Origin of the sequence: Paenibacillus sp. FSL H3-0286 (assembly GCF_045040705.1) — a bacterium.
Taxonomy (GTDB): Bacteria; Bacillota; Bacilli; order Paenibacillales; family Paenibacillaceae; genus Paenibacillus_AQ; species Paenibacillus_AQ odorifer.
Genome location: NZ_CP150285.1, coordinates 4,276,415 through 4,300,756, shown reverse-complemented (window position 1 = coordinate 4,300,756; position 24,342 = coordinate 4,276,415). Strand labels below are relative to the sequence as shown.

22 protein-coding genes and 1 other annotated feature are annotated in these 24,342 nt (G+C 43.3%); of the genes, 18 read left to right on the top strand and 4 right to left on the bottom strand.

Annotated elements, in window-relative coordinates; genetic code table 11:
* Positions 1-66 precede the first annotated feature (66 nt).
* The 13 genes from MHB37_RS19280 to MHB37_RS19220 all read left to right on the top strand — a co-directional run bounded on the left by MHB37_RS19280 (position 67) and on the right by MHB37_RS19220 (position 12,520).
* On the top strand, positions 67-228 hold the full coding sequence (locus MHB37_RS19280; RefSeq protein ID WP_169744781.1) for a hypothetical protein: 162 nt from the start codon (positions 67-69) through the stop codon (positions 226-228).
* Positions 229-438: 210 nt separating this feature from the next.
* Positions 439-930: a YajQ family cyclic di-GMP-binding protein gene (locus MHB37_RS19275; protein WP_076127877.1), complete on the top strand. Its 492-nt coding sequence runs from the start codon at positions 439-441 to the stop codon at positions 928-930.
* 155 nt (positions 931-1,085) lie between these two features.
* Entirely contained in the window at positions 1,086-1,673 is a 588-nt protein-coding gene (gene pgsA, locus MHB37_RS19270) for a CDP-diacylglycerol--glycerol-3-phosphate 3-phosphatidyltransferase (RefSeq protein WP_036688397.1), read from the top strand.
* Positions 1,674-1,781: 108 nt separating this feature from the next.
* Complete coding sequence (locus MHB37_RS19265; RefSeq protein WP_036688393.1) at positions 1,782-3,068, top strand: competence/damage-inducible protein A; 1,287 nt, start codon at positions 1,782-1,784, stop codon at positions 3,066-3,068.
* A 300-nt stretch (positions 3,069-3,368) separates the two neighbouring features.
* The gene (gene recA / locus MHB37_RS19260) at positions 3,369-4,433 is read left to right on the top strand and encodes a recombinase RecA (RefSeq protein ID WP_076127879.1); all 1,065 of its coding nucleotides are present in this window, start codon (positions 3,369-3,371) and stop codon (positions 4,431-4,433) included.
* Between the two features lie 110 nt (positions 4,434-4,543).
* Positions 4,544-5,269: a regulatory protein RecX gene (locus MHB37_RS19255; protein ID WP_248548830.1), complete on the top strand. Its 726-nt coding sequence runs from the start codon at positions 4,544-4,546 to the stop codon at positions 5,267-5,269.
* Between the two features lie 316 nt (positions 5,270-5,585).
* The gene (gene rny, locus MHB37_RS19250; protein WP_370510565.1) at positions 5,586-7,130 is read left to right on the top strand and encodes a ribonuclease Y; all 1,545 of its coding nucleotides are present in this window, start codon (positions 5,586-5,588) and stop codon (positions 7,128-7,130) included.
* A 211-nt stretch (positions 7,131-7,341) separates the two neighbouring features.
* Positions 7,342-8,136, top strand: coding sequence for a TIGR00282 family metallophosphoesterase (locus tag MHB37_RS19245; RefSeq protein WP_076100408.1), 795 nt, complete (start codon positions 7,342-7,344; stop codon positions 8,134-8,136).
* A gap of 199 nt (positions 8,137-8,335) precedes the next feature.
* Positions 8,336-8,596, top strand: a complete 261-nt coding sequence (locus tag MHB37_RS19240; RefSeq protein ID WP_019910496.1) for a stage V sporulation protein S — start codon at positions 8,336-8,338, stop codon at positions 8,594-8,596.
* 121 nt (positions 8,597-8,717) lie between these two features.
* Positions 8,718-9,683: a dipeptidase gene (locus tag MHB37_RS19235; RefSeq protein ID WP_076182593.1), complete on the top strand. Its 966-nt coding sequence runs from the start codon at positions 8,718-8,720 to the stop codon at positions 9,681-9,683.
* 138 nt (positions 9,684-9,821) lie between these two features.
* Complete coding sequence (pduL, locus tag MHB37_RS19230; protein ID WP_076301617.1) at positions 9,822-10,394, top strand: phosphate propanoyltransferase; 573 nt, start codon at positions 9,822-9,824, stop codon at positions 10,392-10,394.
* Between the two features lie 405 nt (positions 10,395-10,799).
* A complete protein-coding gene (locus MHB37_RS19225; protein WP_405168379.1) occupies positions 10,800-10,970 on the top strand; it encodes a hypothetical protein in 171 nt (56 codons plus the stop codon).
* Positions 10,971-11,131: 161 nt separating this feature from the next.
* On the top strand, positions 11,132-12,520 hold the full coding sequence (locus tag MHB37_RS19220; protein ID WP_081383205.1) for a DEAD/DEAH box helicase: 1,389 nt from the start codon (positions 11,132-11,134) through the stop codon (positions 12,518-12,520).
* 149 nt (positions 12,521-12,669) lie between these two features.
* Here the strand turns inward: MHB37_RS19220 and dapA are convergent, their stop codons facing one another.
* Positions 12,670-13,566, bottom strand: a complete 897-nt coding sequence (gene dapA, locus MHB37_RS19215; RefSeq protein WP_076179900.1) for a 4-hydroxy-tetrahydrodipicolinate synthase — start codon at positions 13,564-13,566, stop codon at positions 12,670-12,672.
* A gap of 121 nt (positions 13,567-13,687) precedes the next feature.
* Between dapA and MHB37_RS19210 the strand changes: the two genes are divergently transcribed.
* Complete coding sequence (locus MHB37_RS19210) at positions 13,688-14,563, top strand: LysR family transcriptional regulator (RefSeq protein WP_076127886.1); 876 nt, start codon at positions 13,688-13,690, stop codon at positions 14,561-14,563.
* Here the strand turns inward: MHB37_RS19210 and MHB37_RS19205 are convergent.
* Positions 14,534-14,956 carry a VOC family protein gene (locus tag MHB37_RS19205; RefSeq protein WP_076179899.1) on the bottom strand — a complete coding sequence of 141 codons (423 nt, stop codon included), beginning with the start codon at positions 14,954-14,956 and terminating at the stop codon, positions 14,534-14,536. The two genes, MHB37_RS19210 and MHB37_RS19205, sit on opposite strands and share 30 nt — an antisense overlap.
* 280 nt (positions 14,957-15,236) lie before the next feature.
* On the opposite strand from MHB37_RS19205, the gene htpG reads away from it, so the two are divergent.
* Positions 15,237-17,117 (top strand): molecular chaperone HtpG, encoded by a 1,881-nt coding sequence (gene htpG, locus MHB37_RS19200; RefSeq protein ID WP_076190924.1) that lies wholly within the window; start codon positions 15,237-15,239, stop codon positions 17,115-17,117.
* Between the two features lie 60 nt (positions 17,118-17,177).
* On the opposite strand, the gene MHB37_RS19195 is transcribed toward htpG, so the two are convergent.
* Positions 17,178-17,642 carry a DUF4362 domain-containing protein gene (locus MHB37_RS19195; RefSeq protein ID WP_076179897.1) on the bottom strand — a complete coding sequence of 155 codons (465 nt, stop codon included), beginning with the start codon at positions 17,640-17,642 and terminating at the stop codon, positions 17,178-17,180.
* 125 nt (positions 17,643-17,767) lie between these two features.
* Positions 17,768-18,029: a binding site (T-box leader), on the top strand.
* Positions 18,030-18,073: 44 nt separating this feature from the next.
* Here MHB37_RS19195 and metG point away from each other — a divergent pair.
* On the top strand, positions 18,074-19,720 hold the full coding sequence (metG, locus tag MHB37_RS19190) for a methionine--tRNA ligase (RefSeq protein ID WP_405168378.1): 1,647 nt from the start codon (positions 18,074-18,076) through the stop codon (positions 19,718-19,720).
* Between the two features lie 9 nt (positions 19,721-19,729).
* Here the strand turns inward: metG and MHB37_RS19185 are convergent, their stop codons facing one another.
* A complete protein-coding gene (locus tag MHB37_RS19185; RefSeq protein WP_405168377.1) occupies positions 19,730-20,599 on the bottom strand; it encodes a LysR family transcriptional regulator in 870 nt (289 codons plus the stop codon).
* A 150-nt stretch (positions 20,600-20,749) separates the two neighbouring features.
* Between MHB37_RS19185 and MHB37_RS19180 the strand changes: the two genes are divergently transcribed.
* Both MHB37_RS19180 and MHB37_RS19175 read left to right on the top strand, forming a co-directional pair.
* Positions 20,750-22,486, top strand: a complete 1,737-nt coding sequence (locus MHB37_RS19180; RefSeq protein WP_076183163.1) for an ABC transporter ATP-binding protein — start codon at positions 20,750-20,752, stop codon at positions 22,484-22,486.
* Entirely contained in the window at positions 22,483-24,222 is a 1,740-nt protein-coding gene (locus MHB37_RS19175) for an ABC transporter ATP-binding protein (RefSeq protein ID WP_405168376.1), read from the top strand. Before MHB37_RS19180 ends, MHB37_RS19175 begins: the two co-directional genes overlap by 4 nt.
* Positions 24,223-24,342 lie beyond the last annotated feature (120 nt).

The following is a 24,342-nucleotide window of genomic DNA, read 5'->3' as shown; positions in this document are numbered from 1 at the left end:
TAGACTTTGGCTTTAGGGAGAACATAAGAATGTTTTCAGTTTTAGCCAAAGTGAGGTGTACATCTTATGACAGTTAGCTGGATTGTAGCTGGCCTTGGGGTTGTTGTCAGTCTCATCGGATACTATTTGACACCAGGTGCTTGGGGATACGGAATTCTCGGATTCGGTATTGCACATATTGTGCTAGGAATTCTGGATATGTTTCGTAATCCGGTCCGAAGCAGATAGAAGCTGTAGAAATGAACGTCTCCAACGGCGTACTTCCGGTGGAGACGTGTTTCTACCCTTTGAACCAAACTCACTCGAAGGAAAAGCTCCACTTAGTGGGGCTGTTTTCTATGTCGGGTGAGCTACATAATGATTTATCCAAAATTAGACTTAATAGTACCATTCTCTTATAATAGTAGCAGACTAATTGTATAAAGGACGTGGAGTTTAATGAGTTCAGAATGTTCATTTGATATTGTATCCAAAATGGATATGCAGGAGTTAACGAATGCTATTCACCAAACAGAGAAAGAGATCGACAACCGCTTTGATTTTAAGAACAGCAAAAGCAGTCTGAAGCTGGAGAAAGACGCACTTATAATCGCCTCTGAAGACGAATATAAGCTCAACGCTGTTATTGATATTTTACAATCAAAGATGGTGAAAAGAGGCATTACCCTAAAAAATCTGGATTTCGGTAAAGTAGAACCGGCCTCCCTGGGATCTGTACGTCAACGTTTAGGGCTTAAGCAAGGCATTGATCAGGAGAATGCGAAAAAGATTAATATTCTGATCCGTGATTCAAAATTAAAGGTGAAGAGCCAGATCCAAGGGGATCAAATTCGTGTGACCGGTAAGAGCCGCGACGATTTGCAGCAGATTATTCAGATCTTGCGTAAAGCTGATTTGCCGCTGGATCTACAATTCATGAACATGAAATAGAATTTTGTGCCCCGCAGTGCTTATTAGCACTAACAACGCGGGGTGCTTTCTGTTTTTTTGACACCTATTTATTGCTATAATATACTTGCTTAAGTAGAAATGGATTAGCCTGATTTAGGCAATTTGTATGAACGATTTAGGGGAGGAAAACTTCAGTGAATTTGCCCAACCGCATCACGCTAGCTCGTATTTGCCTGATCCCGATTATGATGTTTTTTTTACTGGTGGATTTCAGTTTTTATCCAGAACCGATACATTGGGGCTCGTTTCAGCTATCTGTTAATCATTTGGTAGCAGCTGTAATCTTTTTGCTTGCGGCCAGCACGGATGGAATAGACGGCTACATTGCTAGGAAATATAATATGGTCACCAATCTCGGTAAACTCCTTGATCCACTTGCGGACAAACTGCTGGTATCTGCAGTTCTGATTTCACTTGTGGAGCTGGGCAGATGCGATTCATGGATTGCTATTGTAATCATCAGTCGTGAGTTTGCAGTCACCGGACTTCGCCAGATTGCATTGCTAGAGGGAAAAGTGGTTGCCGCCAGCAAATGGGGCAAGATAAAGACGGTTGTACAAATTGTTGCGATCTCACTGCTGTTGTTGAATAATTTCCCATTTCAATTTGTCAGTATTCCTGTAGACGATATTGCTATTTGGGCCGCAGCGCTGATCACTATTTATTCTGGAATTGATTATTTTGTGAAGAATAAGGATCTGCTACAGCTGCATAATGCGTAAGCATGTAAGCTGGATATACAAGGAAAGGTAATAGGTGAAGCACCTATTACCTTTTTTGAAATCCAAAAGCAGTGTACCTACATTATAACGAGGAGGCGAAAGCCAGGTATGAAAGCGGAGATTATTGCAGTAGGGACAGAGCTTTTGCTCGGTCAAATCGTGAATAGTAATGCCCAGTTTTTGTCTATCGAGCTAGCTGCCATCGGGATCGATGTATACTTTCAAACCGTTGTCGGTGATAACAGCAGCCGCCTACAGCAAGCCATCGAGATCGCTCAGAGTCGGGCTGACGTTATTATCTTTACGGGCGGAATTGGCCCCACTGAGGATGATCTGACTAAAGACGCACTGGCTGCATCGCTAGGTAGAACGCTCCATATTGATCGTTTGGCGATGGATCATGTACAACGTTTCTTTGATGATCGTAAGATCGTTATGACCGAAAATAACCGCAAACAGGCACTTATAATTGAAGGAACTACACCGTTGCCGAATGAAATCGGTCTTGCGGTTGGGATTGCTTTTGAGCATGAGAAGAAATATTATATTGTGCTTCCAGGTCCACCTCGTGAGATGAAACCGATGTTCGTTGATAAAGCAGTACCGTGGCTACAGCAGCACGCCTTGACGAACGAAACACCGCTTTATTCAAAAATGCTCAAATTTGCCGGCATCGGAGAATCACTGCTGGAGGACAAGCTCATCGAACTGATTCGCAGTCAGACTGATCCAACGATTGCTCCGTATGCCAAAGAGGGAGAGGTAACTGTTCGTATTTCGACAAAGGCCCCTTCTGAGCATGAAGCTACAAAAAAGCTGGAGATACTGGAACAACAAATCAAGGAGATTTTGCCGGAACATTTGTATGCGAACATTGATGTGCCGCTGGAGCAATTGATTGTGGATTGGATGGCGGATGCCGGCCTGACCTTAAGTGCGGCAGAGAGCTGCACCGGAGGTTTGCTGATGGAGAGCATAACAAATATTCCAGGCAGTGCATCGATGTTTGCCGGCGGAATCGTCTGCTATTCGAATGACCTAAAGAAAAAGCTACTGAATGTGCCAAGTGCTTATTTGGAGGGACCCAATGCTCCTGGAGCCGTAAGTCGAGAAGTTGCCGAGGTGTTGGCTGACCAAGTGAGAATGATTGCAGACAGCGATTTCGGCTTATCTGTTACGGGTGTGGCTGGACCGGGTTATTCTGAGCGCAAGCCTGTTGGACTTGTATTTATCGGCTTGGCTGAACGGGGACGTAAGACAGAGGTCTATGAGCTTAATCTTAAAGGTACACGGGAAAATATCCGGTTGCGTACTGTAAAGGCTCTGCTGTATCGTCTGTGGCGGAGACTTGAGGAACGCAAGGTGGAGACACCTCTTGAGGGTTCAGACTTGTAATGGGAGATTAGCCCAGTTATAATAAACACATACGGAAGAACCGTGGCACTGAGATTTCTTTGCTGCGGTTTTTTGTATATTTGCAGAGATTTTGATCACGATGACTACTCATGATCATAAGTCGTTGATGTCCGGTGAAGTGGGGAATTTAATTAACTTCTATCTCCGGAGGGAGGCTTACAATAAAAGGGATAAATAACGCCCAAGACAAAAAAAACGAATGTATGTTCGAAAAAAAGCTTGGCAAGACCTTAAAAACACGTTATTATATTACTATAAACAGTGAAGGAAGTGGTCTGATTGTCAGATCGTCGTGCAGCGCTTGATATGGCGCTTCGTCAAATAGAAAAACAATTTGGTAAAGGTTCGGTAATGAAACTGGGAGAATCCACGCATATGCAAGTGGAAGTTGTACCTAGCGGATCTTTGGCACTTGATATTGCGTTAGGTATAGGCGGACTTCCAAAGGGACGTATTATTGAAGTATATGGACCGGAATCTTCAGGTAAAACAACAGTTGCTCTTCATGCTATTGCAGAAGTGCAAAGACAAGGCGGACAAGCTGCATTTATCGATGCCGAGCATGCGCTTGATCCGAAATATGCACGTAACTTGGGCGTAAATATCGATGAGTTGCTGCTTTCTCAGCCAGACACGGGTGAACAAGCGCTGGAAATCGCCGAAGCACTCGTTCGTAGTGGAGCCGTTGATATTATTGTCGTTGACTCCGTTGCTGCTTTGGTACCTAAGGCTGAAATTGAAGGCGATATGGGTGATTCCCACGTCGGATTGCAGGCTCGCTTGATGTCTCAAGCACTTCGTAAGCTTTCTGGTGCCATTAGCAAATCCAATACGATCGCTATCTTTATCAACCAGCTTCGTGAGAAGATCGGTGTTATGTTCGGTAACCCTGAGACAACTCCGGGTGGTCGTGCATTGAAATTCTACTCTTCTGTACGTTTAGATGTACGTCGCGTAGAGAGCATCAAGATGGGGAACGATGTGGTTGGTAACCGTACTAAGATCAAGATTGTGAAGAATAAAGTAGCCCCTCCTTTTAAACAGGCTGATGTTGATATTATGTACGGTGAAGGGATTTCCAAAGAGGGAAGTCTTGTAGATATCGGTACTGAAATGGATATCGTGAATAAGAGTGGTGCATGGTATTCCTACGAAGGCGAGCGTCTCGGTCAAGGACGTGAGAATGCTAAACAGTTTTTGAAGGAACATCAGGATATTGCCCTTATTATTGAGAATAAGATCCGTGAAGCAAGTAATTTATCCACTATTGTTGCTGCGCCGAAGAATGAAGATATTATTGCAGAGCAAGAAGAAGAAGAGAAATTGCTTCTCGAAATCGAATAGTATATTAAGCAATAGGACGCCCTGTGATTGATTGTTGCAGGGTGTCTTTTCTTAACAAGTAACGAAAGTAAGACGATAACCGATCTATTGCTACGAGGTGACAAACAACTATGGTAATACAACTGGATTTTGAAGCAGAAGAACAAGATGAGCAGGTGTTATCTGATTTTCCTGAAGGAGAACTCTTAGAGATCACTAAAGTAGAACGTCAAAAGAAATCTGACCACCGTTATATCATACATTTCGGAGCATATAACATGACTGTGCACGAGGACGTCATGATTAAATATCGAATGATTACTGGTAATTCTTTTATGAAGGCTGATTTGGTGGAAATTGTTGTAGCTGATGAGCGTCAACGAGCTTATGTAGAAGGCCTCCGTTATCTAGAACGTAAACCACGCACCGCTATGGAAATGACTCGCCGTTTACGCCAGAAGGAAATAGGAGAGACTATTATTGCGGAAGTGGTGCAGCGGCTGCAGGAGGAAAGACTTCTTGATGACCCTTTATATGCTAAGCAATGGGCAGAGCAACGAATAGCGAACCAGCGGAAAGGGAAGATGTGGATTCGACAAGAGCTACGTGAGAAAGGGATAGACAAAACCCTTATATCGGAAGCTTTGGAGAATATTACTCCTGAACAAGAGCTGGAGAGCGCACTCGAAACTGGGCGCAAGAAATGGAATCTCATCCGTGGAGAAGCTTCAGATAAGCGAAGAAAGACTGGAGCCTTCCTTATGCGCCGTGGATTTTCGGGCGATATGGTTCGCCAAGTGATCAATACTTTACTTGCGGAAGACAATTATGAAGGTGAAGATGAGGATTTTTACTAGAATCACTGATTCTCTTGACATTAATGCGTATATCGACTCTCTTGACAATGTCTTTTTATAAATAATAAAATATAACATGAATCGGCATAAAATTAGAATCCTTTTTCCTTCCCAAAAAGGAGACTGTTTTAAACGGTTCACGTACAACTCATATGAAATGTAATCGCCGGATAAGGCGGGCAGTGTGCATGTGCAGCATGTGCAGTATGGCAATCGGTTGTTTACCGGTTTTTTGTATGGTGATGAACGGATAGTTAAACAACTGCACAATTCCCAGGGATATACCTTGGAGAGGAACCAACGAGGAGGTGAACAGATGCTGGAATCATGGATCTGGGTCATTATCGTTCTCGTTGTAGCTGCAATATTCTTTGGGTTCGGTTATTTTATTCGTAAATCCCTTGCAGAAGCTAAAATCCAAAGCGCAGAAAGAGAAGCCGTTGTCATCGTTGAGAATGCGAAGAAGGACGCTGAGGCGCTGAAGAAAGAAACAGTATTGGAAGCTAAGGACGAAGTCCATAGAATCCGTACTGAAGCTGAGAAAGAAACTCGTGAACGTCGGAATGAAATCCAACGGCAAGAGAGACGTTTGCTGCAAAAGGAAGAATCTCTGGATAAAAAAATGGAATCGCTTGAAAGAAAAGAAGAACAAGTAGCTAACAAAGAGAAACGAATTGATGAAACCCAACAGCAAATTGATGTTATTTACAAAAACCAAGTCACTGAATTGGAACGTATCTCCAATTTAAGCATCGAAGATGCAAGAAGTATCATTCTTAGCAATGTTGAGCAAGAAGTTCGCCATGAAACGGCACAAATGATCAAAGAAATTGAACAGCAGGCGAAAGAAGAAGCGGATAAGAAATCCCGTGAAATCATCACACTCGCTATCCAACGCTGTGCAGCTGATCACGTAGCGGAAACAACGGTTTCAGTTGTTACGTTGCCGAATGAAGAGATGAAAGGTCGGATTATCGGTCGTGAAGGCCGTAATATTCGTGCTTTGGAAACTCTTACAGGTATCGACCTCATTATTGATGATACGCCGGAAGCAGTTATTTTGTCAGGATTTGATCCAATCCGCCGTGAAGTGGCCCGTACGGCACTTGAGAAATTGGTGGCTGATGGACGTATTCACCCCGCTCGTATTGAAGAGATGGTGGAGAAATCCCGCAAAGAAGTGGACGAACGGATTCGGGAATATGGTGAACAAGCTACTTTCGAAGTGGGCGTTCACGGTTTGCATCCAGATTTGATCAAGATTCTGGGGCGTCTGAAATTCCGTACAAGCTATGGTCAAAATGTATTGAAGCACTCCATGGAGGTTGCTTATTTAACAGGACTGATGGCCGGTGAGCTTGGGGAAGACATCGTGCTTGCAAAACGTGCAGGATTACTCCATGATATCGGCAAAGCGCTGGATCATGAAGTGGAAGGTTCGCATGTTGAGATCGGCGTTGAACTAGCGAAGAAATATAAAGAACATCCGGTTGTTATCAACAGTATCGCATCTCATCATGGAGACTGCGAAGCTACCTCGGTTATTGCTATGTTGGTTGGTGCCGCTGACGCATTGTCGGCTGCTAGACCTGGTGCTCGCCGTGAAACACTGGAAACGTATATTAAACGTCTAGAGAAACTGGAAGAAATCTCAGAGTCATTCGAAGGCGTTGAGAAATCATTTGCTATTCAAGCGGGCCGTGAGGTGCGCGTGATGGTACAGCCAGAGAAGATTGACGATGCAGAGGCATTCCGTCTTGCTCGCGATATTACGAAGATGATTGAAAGTGAACTGGATTATCCAGGACATATCAAGGTTACCGTTATTCGTGAGACACGGGCTGTTGAATACGCTAAATAGGCAATAAGTAGATAACATACGCTTCGGAAATAACGATATTTATGATCGTTTCCTTGTACATGTTTCTGCTAGGAATATAAGGTTAAAGGATAAGATATAACTTATACTTTCTTATATTTGATGAAAATTGGCCCCTAAGCGGGGCCTTTTTTCTTTTAAATATGAAGACTTATCCGTTAGATGCAGAGGTTAAGATTAGGAGGAGAAAAACATTAAAGTACTATTCATTGGAGATATCGTAGGTAGTGTAGGTAGGAAGGCACTTCGGGAGATGTTGCCCTCATTAAAAAGCAAATATCAACCACATATAATCATAGTTAACGGTGAGAATTCTGCTGCCGGTAGAGGTATTACTAAAGCGATCGCAAATGAATTTTTTAACTGGGGCGTTCACGGAATCACCATGGGTAATCACACATGGGACAACAAGGACATCTTCGAGTTTATCGACGATGAGGCCCGGATTATCCGTCCTGCTAATTTTCCTCCAGGAACACCGGGAAGAGGATATACAGTTGTTAAAGGTAACGGCAAAGAGCTAGCTATAGTTAACCTGCAAGGCCGTACATTTTTGCCTGCGATTGATTGTCCTTTCCGTGTGGGTGAAGAAATTGTGGAAGAGCTACGTAGAGATCATAAATGCATTCTCGTTGATTTCCATGCAGAGGTTACCTCTGAGAAAATCGCCATGGGCTATTTCATGGATGGTCGCGCATCAATTGTAGTAGGGACCCATACTCACGTTCAGACGAATGATGATGTGATTTTGCCGGGTGGAACGGCTTACTTGACCGATGCGGGCATGGTTGGTTCAAGCGAAGGGATTCTGGGTATGGAAAGAGATGCAGTACTTTATAAGTTCACTACACAGCTTCCAGCACGATTTGTTGTTGATGAAGGCAAATGGCAGCTTCACGGTTTATTTGCAGAGTTAGACGAGAATACTGGCGCGGCTACCCGTCTGGAGAAAATACGGCTACGTGAAGATGAATGGGTAATGAGCTAGTAGTAGGATAAGATAAGTGATTTTCCGGGTAATTTCGCCGAATAAGGGTAAAGTGTGATATTTATTATATCGAAAAAGAGTATCTATTGTACCATTTTCTCCAGAGTAGTCCGCAAAAAGAAGGAATTATTTCTTCTCTCGCGAATAACATCTAAAGTAGTGGAAGAACACCATTATTTTCCCAGGGGAGGTACTTACTATGGATGTATTAAAAGTATCAGCTAAATCCAATCCAAATTCCGTCGCCGGCGCTTTAGCAGGTGTTCTTCGTGAACGTGGATCGGCCGAATTACAAGCTATTGGAGCTGGAGCACTGAATCAAGCAGTCAAAGCAGTTGCCATTGCCCGGGGATTTGTTGCACCAAGCGGAGTAGATTTGATCTGCATTCCGGCATTTACAGACATTGTGATTGATGGAGAGGATCGAACCGCGATTAAATTGATTGTAGAACCCAGATAATAGAAGCATAGAACGGATGAACCTGTTTACTTATGTAAACAGGTTTTTTGCTTTTCGTATATAGTCTGGCGTTTTTAAGCATAGAATCTGGAATAGGGCTGCATGAAAGCGAGGGCTTGGGATGAGAACCGATAAGCTACAGGTTGCGGATTTTCATTGTGATGTGCTGAGTAAAATGCAAGCATCACCAGATATGGATTTTAAGAATGATCCTCGGCTGGATGTTACCGGAGAGCGGCTGGTAGCGGGCGGTGTGGAATTGCAGATTTTTGCAATATACCTTTCGGCAAGTAGAGGAAGACCTAGCTTTGAGAATGTTTTAGGACAAATTGATTTGTTCCGGCAAAAAATAATAGGCGCAGAGAGCCTTCAGTGGCTGCGTTGGAAGGAGGAGGTAGGAAAACGAACAGCTGGAGCATCCCCATGGGGAATGCTCTCTCTGGAGGGTGTAGACGGTCTAGAAGGGAACTTGTTTTATGCACAGCTCTGCTTTGAGCTTGGCGTGCGGTTTTTGGGAATCACTTGGAATTATGCCAATTGGGCAGCGGACGGTGTTCTGGAGCAGCGCAACGGCGGATTTACGGAAAAAGGGCGAATGCTGATCGAATGGTGCAACGACAGTGGAATGCTGCTTGATGTGTCGCATTTGTCTCAGGCAGGTTTTTGGGAGCTAGCCGACTTAAGCACACGTCCGTTTATAGCTTCCCATTCGAACGCAGCAGCAATCTGTGGGCATGTTAGAAATTTAAATGATGAACAGATTAAAGCTTTGATTGCAATGGACGGAAGAATGGGCCTGACCTTTTATCCGTGGTTTGTATGTGATGATGGAAAAGCTCGTATGGATGATTTATTAAAGCATATTGATCATGTATGTAGTCTAGGTGGCGAGAAACATATGATGTTTGGTTCGGATTTTGACGGCATTGACACTTGGGTAGAGAACATGGAGCATCCGGGAAAATACCCTGAGCTCGCGGAGCACCTGCTTCGTTACTATCCAGAAGCTTCCGTAAAAGGTTGGTTATATGAGAATGCGGTCTCCTACCTGCGCACAAACTTACCTTCTCAGGTGTCTAAATCATGACAATCCTGCTCTAAAAGTATGAATTGTCGAAAAAAAGGCCCTCGTTATGATGTGGGGCTTTTTATTTTTGGTTAAGAAGATGTATAATGGTTAATGGCTTGTACAGATACTAGAGAAAATACAAGGAGTGACTTTACTATGAGTAAGACTGTACCCGTAGGTGTGTCGGCTAGACATATTCACCTTACGCAAGAGCATGTGGAGGCTTTGTTTGGCCCAGGATATCAACTAACGGAGTTCAAACCCCTCTCTCAACCAGGACAGTTTGCAGCAAATGAGCAAGTAGCAGTTATCGGCAGCAAAGGTAAATTTGACAAAGTAAGAATTTTGGGACCTGCTCGTCCGGCTTCCCAATTAGAAATTTCCCGTACTGACTCCTTCGCACTTGGCGTGAAAGCTCCAGTTCGCGAATCTGGAAATATTGATGGAACACCTGGCATTACGCTTAAAGGACCTGCTGGCGAAGTAGAATTGGAACAAGGCGTTATCATCGCCGCTCGTCACATTCATTTCCATACTTCTGAAGCTGAAGCTTGGGGCATTGCTGATAAGCAATTGCTTAAAGTTCGCCTCGGAGGCGAACGTGGTCTCGTATTGGAGAACGTAATTGCACGCGTATCAGACAGCTTTAAACTGGATATGCATATTGACACTGACGAAGCTAACGCTGCAGGTGCCAACAACGGCGATACTGCTGAAATCGTAGAATAGTCATCATAGTTATAGCAAAGATAAGAAGCGGGGGAGAAATCCTCCGCTTTTTTTGCGTGTCTGATCTGCGTGCTGTAAAGATTGCGTGTCTGATCTGCGTGCTGTAGGGATTGCGTGTCTGATCGGCGTGCTGTAAGGATTGTGTGTCTGATCTGTGTGCTATAAGGAATGTGTGTCTGATCGGCGTGCTGTAAGGATTGCGTGGTTTAACCGGCGGCTTGTACTTATCGGACTGTATTGCAGCTATTTCAGCATTTTGATCTATTTTGCCAAGGTTTCGGACTGCATAGCTCTTATTGCCTTATATTTGTACTGAATTGGGCTTCGAAGGTGTGAATAACTGCATCTGAGTCCGATAGCATGTCCAAAATCCACGAATTTTCAAAATAAGGGCGTCTGAGTCCGATGGCTCAGCAGTCTCCAGGCTCAACAGGCTCAGCAGACTCAGCAGACTCAGCAGACTCAGCAGGCTCAGCAGGTTCAGCAGTCTCAGCAGGATCAACAGGATCTTCAAAAGATACGCCGCAGGATAAATTGAGAAGGAGTATTTTACGGTTAGTAAAAATATTTTTGTAAGAGCAGAACGGATAGTATCCTGAAATGGATTATTAATGAAAATTGGTGTGATGATAAAGAAAATCTATTATTATGTAACTTATTGTGTTATGATTATGGTTTATGACGTGACAAAAGGATTTATTGTTAAGAATATATGTATTAGAAATTAAGGAGACCCAATGACATTTAATGAACTGAATATTGTGCCTGCAATTTTGAAGGCTTTAAGCAAAGAAAACTATACATCACCTACACCAATACAGGAGCAGTCGATTCCAGCTGTATTAGCGGGTAGAGATTTACTTGGATGCGCGCAAACGGGAACAGGAAAAACAGCTGCATTTTCCGTGCCTATTATTCAATTGCTAAGCGAACAATCGAGCCCAAACAAATCCAATAATGTGCGACGCATTCGCTCGTTGATTTTAACACCGACAAGAGAACTAGCGATTCAAATTGCTGATAACATAAAAGCGTATAGCCAATATACAGATATCCGCTCAGCTGCCATTGTTGGCGGTGTGTCACAGAAAGTGCAAGAGCGCGCACTGAATCAAGGTGCCGATATTCTTATTGCTACCCCTGGTAGACTTATCGACCTGATCAATCAGAAACGTGTAGATCTGCAATATGTACAAATTTTAGTTCTGGATGAAGCTGACCGGATGCTGGATATGGGCTTTATTCATGATGTGAAACGAATCATCGCCAAAATGCCTACGAAGAAGCAGACTCTGTTTTTCTCGGCAACGATGCCAACTGAGATTTCTAAATTGATCAAAACATTGCTTGTGAATCCAGTGAAGGTAGAAATCACACCCGTGTCATCTACTGCGGATAGAATCAATCAATCGATCTATTTATTAGAGAACGGAAATAAGCAAAACCAATTGAACCTGCTGTTACAGGATAAATCCATCGTCTCAGCTTTGGTGTTTACTCGTACCAAACGTGGTGCAGACCGTGTTACCCGCGATCTGGCTAAAGTGAACATTGCTGCTCAAGCCATACACGGCAATAAATCTCAAAATGATCGCCAAAACGCCTTGCGGAATTTTAAAAGCGGTGCGACTCGTGTTCTCGTAGCTACGGATATAGCTGCCCGGGGAATTGATATTGATGAGCTGTCTCACGTAATCAACTTCAACTTACCGAACATTCCGGAAACCTATGTGCACCGGATCGGTCGTACAGGCAGAGCGGGATTGAGCGGAACGGCAATTTCTTTTTGCGAAGCTGAAGAGCTTCCTTTCCTTAAAGATATTGAAAAATTGATTGGAAAATCGATTCCGGAAGTTAAGGACCATCCTTATCCGATGTCTCGTAAAACGCAAATGAAGACAGATCGTTCGGCGAAACCGTCAGGTTCGAAAGCAGCAGCTTCGAGACCATCGTCTTCCAGACCGTCGAATTCCAAACCAGCAACTGCTAAACCTGCGGCAACAAAACCGGCAGCAACAAAATCAGCGGCATCTAAACCAGCTAAAGCAAAACCTAAGTCTAACCCTCCATTGAAGCCAAAGTCCGAGTGGTTCACAAAAGGAAGACAAAAAACGAGCAGCAGATAAGTTAGTTTGAATGCGTATCGTTTCTATAGCAAAATAAAAAAACCGTCAGAGTAAATCTGATGGTTTTTTATGTTTTATGTCCTGATAATTTACAACAAAAAACAGCCGCTAAACAGTTCCTCACTGTACAACGGCTGTTGTTATTTCATTTATGCGGTTGCTTCAATTGTATTGTCCTGAACATAGGGGCTCAGTTCTTGCTGAAGTCCTGCGCTGATGGAAGTCATAGGGAGGCGAAGCGTATCCGAGGACAGTAGGCCGTTTTGGCTAAGCATCCATTTAATTGGAGCGGGATTCGATTCCTTGAACAATAGGCGGATGATCGGCAGTAGTTGTTCAAAGCTTTCTTTAGCAAAGTCCACTTGACCAGATGTAAAGGCTTCAAAGATACGAAGGCATTCTGCCGGGAAAACGTTGGCAGTAGCAAGCATCCCCCCAGCTGCTCCGCAGCTAAGCATTTCATAAAAGAGGGAATCATCGCCGCCAAGCACAGGTTTAGCACCTGTACGGACTAACTCTGTAACCATTTTTGTACTGCCTGAGCAGTCTTTTAAACCGACAACATTATTCATTTCTAGGATTGTACGTGCAGTATCTACCGTCATGGCCGTACCTGTACGACTTGGAATATCATAAGCCATGATTGGTATGCCTACTTCTGCTGCTTTGCGGAAATGGGCAATGATACCCTCTTGTGAAGGACGACTATAATAAGGTACGACTACTAGTGCACAATCAGCACCAAGGTTTGCAGCAATTTCCGTGCGTGCAACCGTAGAGGCTGTATCATTGGTACCTGTACCAACTACTAAGGGGATTGATGTGGATTGTAGAAGCTCACGGGAAGTGTTTACTAGAAGCTGCATTTCATTTACGGTTACAGTGGGCGATTCTCCGGTGGTTCCATTAACGACCAGACCTTGTATGCTGTTGTTAATAATGTTCTTTACATAACGCTGATACGAATCCAAATCAACTTCACCAGCAGCATTGAACGGGGTGACCACGGGGACATAAACTCCATAAATCTGTTGTTCTGTAAGCATAAATTATCGGCCTCCAAAATATTTTAATTCCTCTACATACACTTTACCATGGAAAGTAGCATCGTCGTTAGCTATAATAAATGATATGGATCATCAAAAATATTGATGTTAGGGTGAGGTAATGGATTTAACCTATTTACGAACCTTCCGCGAGGTGGCTAAACGTCAGAGCTTTACGCGAGCTGCTGAAGAATTGGGATATGCACAATCAAGTGTGACGATGCAGATACAGAAGATAGAGAAGGAATATGGAGTACCTTTAATAGAGAGGCATGGCCGTCAGCTGCGGCTTACCCCGCCAGGAGAAGAGTTATTGAAGCTGTTCGTGGAGATTTTGGATTTATATGATCGTTCAAAAGAAACCATCGCCCAGCAAATCGGAGGTACGTTAACTATTGGGACGATAGATTCTTTAGCGGCCTTTTATTTACCTCCTTACCTGCAGCAGCTAAGGACTAAATTTCCGAAGCTGGATATTCATCTGCAAACGATGCAGGAAGCTAATCTTCTTGCCAAAATAAAAGATGGCGAAGTAGATCTAGGCTTAATGTTGGATCGCACCACTGCGGATTCCATCCTTGAGCGTACGATCGTCAGAGATGAGCCGCTTGTTTTGATAGCTCCCATTCATCATCCGCTTGCCCAGATGGATACGGTAACCCTACAGGATCTGAATAACTGTGAGCTAATAGTCTCGGAGGAAAGCTGTATTTACCGGAGTTTGTTCGAGAATTTGTTAAAAGAGCACGGGATCATATTCCGCATAGGTTTTGAGCTTTCGAATCTGGAGGCCATTAAACGTTGTGTAATGAATGGTCTTGGAATTGCTTTGTTACCCAAAATCGTGGCAGAGGAAGAAATTGAACGGGGAAGCTTGGCTGAGCTGTCCTTTGTTCATCCCGAAATTCATTTTGATCTGCAGCTTCTCATGCACCCTAAGAAGTGGAAATCACAACCACTGCAATTTTTAATCCAAATGCTGTTTGCAAATCATTAGTTTATTCCCATCAGGGTCTTTTACTACAAACCATTTTTGATCTTGAATTTCGGTTACTATATTTACACCGAGCTCCTTTATATAGTTGAAAGAGGCTTGCAGATCATCGGTTATAAGCATAAGAGCAGGTGTTGTAATTGGAGGAGCCCCTTCAGGCTCTAAACCTCCCCACATGGGCATGGTGTCCAGAATGATCCCAGTGCTTCCTTGCATAGTTAACGGACATAAATGACCGTTTATAATCGAATGATCTGCTTCTTGGAGTCCTAGGACTTGGCAATACCAGTTACGGGCTTTTTCAATATCGTGTACGGGGATAAATACACTGCCAATCAAATTCTTAATGGGACTTGTTGCTGAAGAATTTACAATGGACTGTGCTTGTTCATGCATTTGAATCCCTCCAGAGAAGATGCTAGACCTTTATTTGTAATTTATGTATCTAATCTATTTAAAACATAGAATCATCCTATGTGCAAGTTGAATGTTATTTATCGATCAAATCCTAAATTTGTATGCAAAATACAGCTTTATTTAATGAAAGTCGCTGTAAATATTGACATTGAAAATGAGTTTATGTTATATAAAAAGAAGAATTAGCACTCATCTAAGAAGAGTGCTAATCACGATGTGCTGGATAAGAAGGTTATTTTGAAAGGAGATTTATTTATTCATGGCCAAAAAAGAGTTTAAAGCCGAATCGAAAAGATTGCTGGAAATGATGATTAACTCCATTTATACACAACGGGAAATATTCCTGCGTGAGCTGATTTCCAATGCAAGTGATGCGATTGATAAGATCTATTACAAAGCATTAGCTGATGAAGGCCTGGTCTTCAATAAAGAGGATTATTATATTAAAGTGACCGCCGATAAGGCGAACAGAACCTTGACGATTTCCGATACAGGTATCGGGATGACACAAGAGGAGCTGGAGAATAACTTAGGTACAATCGCGAAGAGTGGATCTCTTGCTTTTAAGAAAGAGAACGAAGCTAAAGATGGCCACAACATCATCGGGCAGTTCGGGGTGGGCTTCTACGCTGCGTTTATGGTGGCTGATGACGTTATAGTGATCAGTAAGGCATTAGGCAGTGACGAGGCCTTTAAATGGGAGTCTAAGGGCGCTGACGGCTATACCATCGAGACTGTCGAGAAGGATTCTGTCGGCACTGATGTGATTTTGAAGATTAAAGAGAATACGGAAGAAGATCAATATGATGAATATTTGGAAGAATACCGCCTGAAATCTATCATTAAAAAATACTCCGACTTCATCCGTTTCCCAATTAAAATGGACGTGAAGGAGCAAAAGCCAAAAGAAGACACGGAGAACGAGTTCGAAGAAGTTATTCAAGAACAAACCGTAAACAGCATGGTGCCTATCTGGCGCAAGAACAAAAGCGAGCTGACTACAGAAGATTATGATAACTTCTATGCAGAGAAACGTTACGGCTTCGATAAGCCGCTTAAACATATTCATATCAGTGCTGATGGTGCTGTAGTGTACAATGCAATCCTGTTCATCCCAGAAAATACGCCGTTTGACTATTACACAAAGGAATATGAAAAAGGTCTTGAGCTCTATTCCAACGGTGTGCTGATCATGAACAAATGTGCGGATCTGCTGCCTGATTACTTCAGCTTTGTAAAAGGTATGGTGGACTCAGAGGATCTGTCCTTGAACATTTCCAGAGAGATGCTCCAGCATGACCGTCAGCTGACTCTGATCGCTAAGAACATTAAGAACAAGGTGAAAAGCCAACTGCAAAGCCTGCTGAAGGATGAAAGAGAGAAATATGAGCAGTTCTATAATGCTTTTGGCAGACAGCTTAAGTTTGGTGTCTATAACGATTATGGGATGCACAAAGACACCCTTCAAGATTTGTTGATGTTCTATTCCTCTAAGGAGAAGAAGCTGGTTACGCTGGACGAATACGTCTCAAGAATGCCAGAAGATCAGAAGTATATCTACTATGCTTCCGGAGAGTCGATCGACAGAATCGAGAAGCTCCCGCAAACCGAGCTTGTATCGGATAAAGGGTATGAAATTCTCTACTTCACTGATGATATTGATGAATTTGCGATCAAGATGATTCAGTCTTATAAGGAAAAAGAATTTAAATCCGTATCCAGCGGAGATCTGGGGATCGAAGCCGACGAAGCGGACAAGCCAACGGAAGCGGAAGAGAACGAAAACAAGGAGCTTTTTGAAGCGATGAAGGACATCCTGTCCGGCAAAGTGAAAAATGTTAAAGCTTCCAAACGTTTAAAGACTCATCCGGTATGTCTCTCTGCCGAAGGTGAACTGACAATCGAGATGGAGAAAATCCTGAAATCGATGCCGAATGGCCAAGAGGTGCAAGCGGATAAGGTACTCGAAATCAACATCCATCACGAAGTGTTCCAGTCCTTGAAGGCGGCAGCAGAGAACGACAAAGAAAAGCTCGGTTTATATACGAACCTGCTGTACAACCAAGCCCTGTTGATCGAAGGTCTACAGGTTAGTGATCCTGTTCAATTCACCAATGATATTTGCAAAATCATGAAATAATATGAAGTACAGAGACCATCCAATTGTATTATGATTGGGTGGTCTTTTTATTTCAGCATTTCATTTTGTTGTGCGAAAAAGGTAGTAATCAATACCAGAGTCATTATTTGTGCAACCGCTGATCGAATAGATAATTTCATCTTGTGTGCTTTTTTTACTTGTGACTTCGGAGCAGGTATCGGTTCTGATTCCTGTGTTGCTTCCACCGAATGCATCATTAGAGGTATCGTAGCTATAATTAATCACGTTACCGTCAAACTTCAAATCCTTAAATATGGGATCGCCTTCATCTGTGTAACTTGTAACGCGTATATTGTCTGCTTTTTTGCTGGAGAGATTAGTTATAAATTTCTCGAATTTATCGAGGTTGTACACTTTTTCAAAAGAAACAATATCCCCTCTACTGATGGCTTCTTTGGAAGTATAGGGTTCACTTTTGGGAACAGAATTAACTTTATGATCGGAACAACCCCATACTCCTGCTAGTAAAAGAACAGAGAGTGTAAGCAAATTTACTTTTTTCACTGAGGGACCTCCTTGTAACGTATTTATATAAAAGACGGAGATTAACTGGAAAAGTTACAGAGAGCTTGATGTTTCACATTGACAATAAACAACAAATTGAGTATTATTTTCTCTAACTTGAATATGTAAAAGCAAAGAAGAGAAAGAGTACCACGGCAATTCTTTCAACAGAGAGCTCCGGTCGCTGAAAAGGAGTAAAGAAAACCCTTGGGAATATGGTCTCAGAGCTGCGCATCGAAACCTTATGGGTTGTAGGCTGCGCCGGAACCTGCATCCGTTACAGTGCTAGGGTATAAACGTTAATTAACGTCGTACCTGAAGAGGTAAATGTCATGAGGCATTTATAAAATTAGGTGGTAACACGTGAGTAGAACTCTCGTCCTTTGTGGATGGGAGTTTTTTTGTTGTCTAAAAAAAGGAGGAGAAGGTTAATGAGTAATGTGTTTATAGGTGGCGCTTGGCCGTATGCGAATGGATCTTTACATCTGGGGAGATTATCAAGTGTGTTGCCTGGGGATGTGCTGGCACGATATTTTCGCTCCAAAGGGGATAACGTATTATATGTATCAGGCAGTGATTGCCATGGCACACCCGTAGCAGTTCAGGCTGCGAATGAAGGGATTACGCCGGGAGCTTTTGCAAGCAGATATCATGAAGAGTTTCTGAAGTGTTTTGAACAGCTGGGATTTAGTTATGATCTATATACTCGAACGGATCAACAGCAGCATCATAAGGTTGTGCAAGCGTTGTTTACAAAGCTGCTAGAGAATGGTCATTTATATAAAAAAACCATTGCTCAATGCTACTGCGAGGTGGATCAGCGCTTTTTGCCAGACAGATATGTGGAAGGGACTTGTCCGGTATGTGATGAGCGGGCGCGAGGGGATCAATGTGATTATTGTTCTACGATTCTAGATCCTGCCGATTTGTTAGACAGAGTCTGCAAATTATGTGGGAATACACCAACAGAACGGCCGACAGAACATTATTATCTCAGCTTATCTAATTTTCAGTCTGAATTAACGGAATATGTAGAGGAAGCACAATTTTGGAGAGAAAACGCTATAAAACTGACCAAACGCTATTTACAAGAAGAGCTGCAGGACCGCGCGGTAACAAGAGACTTGTCTTGGGGTGTAGATGTTCCTGTGGCTGGATTTGAAGATAAAAAAATTTATGTTTGGATTGAGGCGGTAAGTGGTTATTTATCAGCCAGTAAGCAGTGGGCTGCACAGTCCGGAGGAAGCTGGGAGGATTTTTGGTTAGAGGAAAAAGGGGCGATTACCGCTTATTATGTGCATGGTAAAGACAATATTCCTTTTCACACTTTAATATGGCCGGCTGTGTTATTAGGAGCAGGAGGTCTGCATTTACCGGACAGGATTATATCTAGCGAATATTTAACCCTTGAAGGGCAGAAATTCTCCACTAGCCGAAATTGGGCGGTCTGGGTACCTGATATTTTAGAGCGGTATCAGCCAGATTCTATTCGTTATTTCTTAATTGCCAATGGACCTGAGAAGCGGGACACGGATTTTTCCTGGAGAGAGTTTATTTATAGCCATAATGGAGAGCTGCTTGGAGCATTTGGTAACTTAGTGAACCGTTCATTGGCTTTTGTAGAAAAGTTTTATGAAGGGAAAGTGCCAAATGGGCAATTAGATAAGGGGTGGAAAGACAATATCGACCTCTTGTATCTGGAATCAGGACGACTTATTGAGGCTGGGAATCTAAAAGATGCGCTGGAGTTTATTTTTTCTTATGTGCGCAAGGCAAACCAGTATTTCGATCTGCAAAAACCATGGATACAGATAAAAGAGGATCAGGTTTCTTGTGATTCTGCAATATACACATGTGTGCAAATTATTGCGAACTTAGCGAATTTGTTGCATCCGTTTCTGCCGTTCTCTTGTGACAAGATCAGGGGGTTCCTGTCGTTAGAACTACCGAATTGGCAGCCTTGTTTGGTGCCCCCTTACCAACAGGTTACTGATTTACAATTATTGTTTGAACGAATTGATATTAGCCGTATTAAAGAAGAAGAGGATAGGCTAGATCAGCAGCAAGTGAATAAATAGAGCTGGTATTTATCCATTCTTGAAGCTTTCAATAAACTTGGAAGCCAATGATGACAAGTATTTATCCTTAATCCAGACGGCGGCGACCCGCGTGCGTAGTGATTCACTACTGATTTCTTTATAGATCAAATTACGGTTACTCGTTAATTCGAAAGCGGATTTGGGGATGATTCCGATGCCAAGACCAGCGTTTGCCCAGAGCAGTGTTGTTCTAGCATCATCATTCATACAGAAAATCAGCGGATCAAAGCCGTTCTCAAGACATGTTTCCCGGATAAGCTGCTCAAAACGGCGGTAGATAATAAGCGGCCTATCCTTTAACTCACCGATCTCAATAAAGTTTTCATCCGTTTTCCAGTCATACTCAGGTGTCATTACGGCAATCATAGGTTCAGCTTGTGTGTAAAGACATTCTAAATTTGTACCATTAAAGGGTGTCCTAACAATCCCGACTTCGACAATACCTTTATTCAAGAGGTCAATGATTCTAAAGGTATTTCCTTCATGAATCTCAAACTTCACACCTTTATACGTTTTGTGAAACTCACATAGCCGATCTTGAAGCAACGTAGCTCCAGAGGAGGAAACTGTACCAATGGCTAGGGTTCCTTTTAAACCTTTGACAAAATCATTGAGCTCACGGGCAGTGGAATCTGCCAGCTCCAGAATTTGTTGGGCACGGTCCCGCAATATGGCTCCAGCTTCAGTGAGCTGCACGCTGCGTGGACCCCGTTCCACTAGCTTTACACCGAGTTCTTCCTCTAGGAGCTTTAGCTGCTGGCTCAGCGGAGGCTGGGCCATTTGCAGTTTTTTGGCTGCAGATGTAATCTGTCCTTCCTCAGCTATCGCCATAAAATATTTAAGTTGTCTAATATCCATATAAAAATCCTCCGAACTTGAGATATGCTAATCGTATGGGAACGATACGAATCCAATATTATTAATATGTGAGTAGATATGCCATAATCATAACTGTTCTTATACATATTTCAAGTGGTTAAATACTTCTTATGTTGGGTGTGGATGAATTTGTTCAAAATTGCAGTATATTTAAAGCCGTACAAAAAAGAAGCGATCATTGGACCGATCTTCAAACTGATGGAAGCGATTCTGGAGCTGATTTTGCCTACCATTGTCGCATTGATCATCAACAACGGGGTTGGCAATCATGACAGCGCCTATGTTTACCGCATGGGTGGCCTAATGGTGCTGATGTCACTGCTTGGCTTCGGCTGCTCCATGGTATGCCAATACTATGCAGCCCGGGCTTCACAGGGATTCGGTACGACACTACGCAATAAGATGTTTAGACATATCACATCTTTGTCGTATGCTGAGCTGGATACCTTAGGTACACCTACACTGATTAATCGGATTACCAATGACGTAAACCAGCTGCAAATTGCTGTGGCTATGCTAATTCGTCTAGTTATTCGTGCGCCGTTTATCTGCATCGGGGCTATCCTAATGTCCATGATTTTGGATTTTAGATTATCGCTGATTCTAATTGCGGCAACACCGGTTTTTGGCATTATTTTATATTTTATTATCACCCGTAGTGCTCCTTTGTACCGAAAATACCAGCAGAAGCTGGATGCCCTTGCGCTCGTACTGAGTGAGAATTTGTCGGGGATTCGAGTGATTCGTGCTTTTGCCAAAAGACGTACAGAAAAAGAACGTTTTGATGCTTCGTCCGATGATTTGACTACTACAGCGATCCGGGTTTCGCGGATTTCTGCTTTGCTTGGGCCGATGACTACACTTGTAGTAAATGCGGCGATCATTGCTATTTTGTGGGTAGGCGGAATTCATATCGATGGGGGCCGATTGTCTCAAGGGGAGATCATTGCCTTCATCAATTACATCACTCAAATCTTGCTGGCGCTGATAGTGGTCTCCAACTTGGTTATTATTTTTACAAAAGCCTCATCCTCAGCTAATCGTGTAAATGAAGTGCTGGGTGTTAAGGTCTCCGTGTCTGAGGAAGGAAATGCAGTGATTGCTGCCCCTGCCCCTGCTGCCCCTGCTATACAATTCGATCACGTATCCTTTGGGTATAATACGACAGGTGAATCGGCATTAGAGGATATATCTCTAGTAATTAATCGCGGAGAGACCGTGGGCCTGATTGGCAGTACGGGTTCAGGTAAGTCTACTTTTGTGAATTTGATCCCTCGTTTTTATGATGCGGTTCAAGGTGAAGTGAAAGTGGATGGTGTGAATGTCCGAGATTATAAGCTGCATCAGCTTCGTGAGAAGATCGGGATTGTACCGCAGAAAGCTGTGCTGTTTACAGGAACGATCGCTGAGAATATACGTTGGGGCAAGGAAGATGCAACTGAGGAAGAAATCATGCAGGCAGCCTCTATTGCTCAAGCGGAGGAGTTTATACGTAAATTACCCGAAGGGTTGAATACGCAAGTATCTCGTGGGGGATTAAATTTATCCGGTGGACAAAAGCAGCGCTTAACCATAGCTCGTGCAGTAGTAGGAAAGCCATCGATTCTTATTTTGGATGACTCCTCCAGTGCGCTGGATTTCTCCACAGATGCGGCACTTCGAAAGGCTCTCAAAGAGAGCAGCCAGGAAATGACCGTACTCCTTGTCTCGCAGAGGGTAAGCACTGTAAGGCAAGCGGATAAAATAATGGTATTTGAGGAAGGGCGGATCGCCGGTGTCGGAACCCATGAGGAGCTGATGCGTGGTTGTGAAGAGTATAAAGAAATCTGCCTGTCCCAGCTATCAAGTGAGGAGTCGGGCCAATGAACAAAAATAACATTTGGAAAAGACTTATTGTATACACAGGGCATTATAAAAAAATAGCTATAGGTGCAGTAATCTGCGCAATACTCAGTGTGATTGCCAGTCTAATTGGCCCGCTGCTCATCGGCAGCGCCATCGATTTTATGATCGGGCCGGGAGAGGTTGATTTTGACGCCGTACTTAGACTGCTTTTGATTCTGGCAGGGGTGTATATTGTCGGCAGCTTTTTCGGATGGCTTCTTACCTACCTGACTAATCGAATTGCCTATCGGACTGTATATGACTTACGGCGGGAGCTTTTTGATAAATTAAATGTTTTGCCGTTAAAATTTCACGATAACCACCCGCAAGGGGACAGCATCAGCCGGTTTGTTAATGACATGGATGCGGTCTCTGATGGACTGCTGCAAGGCTTCTCAACACTGCTCACGGGGATCACCACTATCGTGGGGGCAATTGTACTTATGTTGTACATTAGTCCTTTAATGACCCTAGTTGTTCTTCTGTCAGCACCCGTTACATTTTTTGTGGCAAGATTCATTACGATGCGCTCCCAGAAGATGTTTAAGGAGCAGGCTAAAATTCTGGGCGGTCTCAACGGATACGTGGAGGAAATGATTGGCGGACAAAAAGTGGTCACAGCTTATCATTATGAAGACCGTGCACTGACCCAGTTTGAAGAACGAAACGAGACTTTGTACCAGACTGGCGTGAAATCACAATTTTACGGTTCCTTGTCCAATCCGACAACACGGTTAGTAAATAATATTACCTTCTCTGTTATCGCGATGATCGGTAGTGTTATGGTGATTCGCGGGCTTGTGACGGTAGGGGATTTGTCCAGCTTTTTGATCTTCTCCAACTTGTTCGCTAAGCCGTTTAATGAAATTACAGGTGTGATTACGCAGCTTCAATCGGCAACGGCATCAGCGCAGCGGATCTTCGCCATTCTAGACCTCTCGCCTGAACCAGCGGATGCAACAGACGCCAAAATTATGAATACAAGCCAAGGGACGATTACCTTTGAAAAAGTATCCTTTGCTTATAATCCTGAACGTCCTCTGATTAATGATTTCAGTCTGGAAGTGAAACCAGGTACCCGGGTTGCAATTGTAGGGCAGACGGGAGCGGGGAAGACCACACTGGTTAATCTGCTTATGCGTTTTTATGATGTGGATAAGGGTTCCATCAAGATTGACGGTGTGGATATCAAGACGATTACCCGTGACAGTCTGCGGCGTAATTTCGGGATGGTGTTGCAGGACACCTGGCTGTTTGGCGGCACGATTAGAGAAAATATTGCCTACGGCAAACCTGAGGCTACCGAAGAAGAGGTCATCGCTGCTGCTAAGGCTGCAAATGCTCATAGCTTCATTAAACGCCTGCCTGAGGGATATGATACAAAGATCAGTGGCTCAGGAGATAATTTGTCGCAAGGACAAAAGCAGCTGCTTACCATAGCACGAGTGATGCTCGTAGATCCGCCTATGCTCATTTTGGATGAAGCCACCAGCAGTATTGATACGCTGACTGAGGTACGGATTCAGAAGGCTTTTCTAAAAATGATCGCTGGTCGGACCAGCTTTGTAATTGCTCACCGTTTGTCAACGATTCGAGAATCGGATCTCATTCTTTTTATGAAGGACGGAGACATTGTCGAAAGTGGCACGCATGACCAACTCCTAGCCAGCGGTGGATATTACGCCAGATTATATAACAGTCAGTTCGCATCAGCGTAGACTTTGCATTAAGAAAAAGAGCATTCAATCCCTAAATTGGGGGTGAATGCTTTTTTTGGTTGAGTTAGTTTTGTTTGGTTTGGGTGTAGCCCGCCGTCACCAAAGTAGTTTGCTTAACGT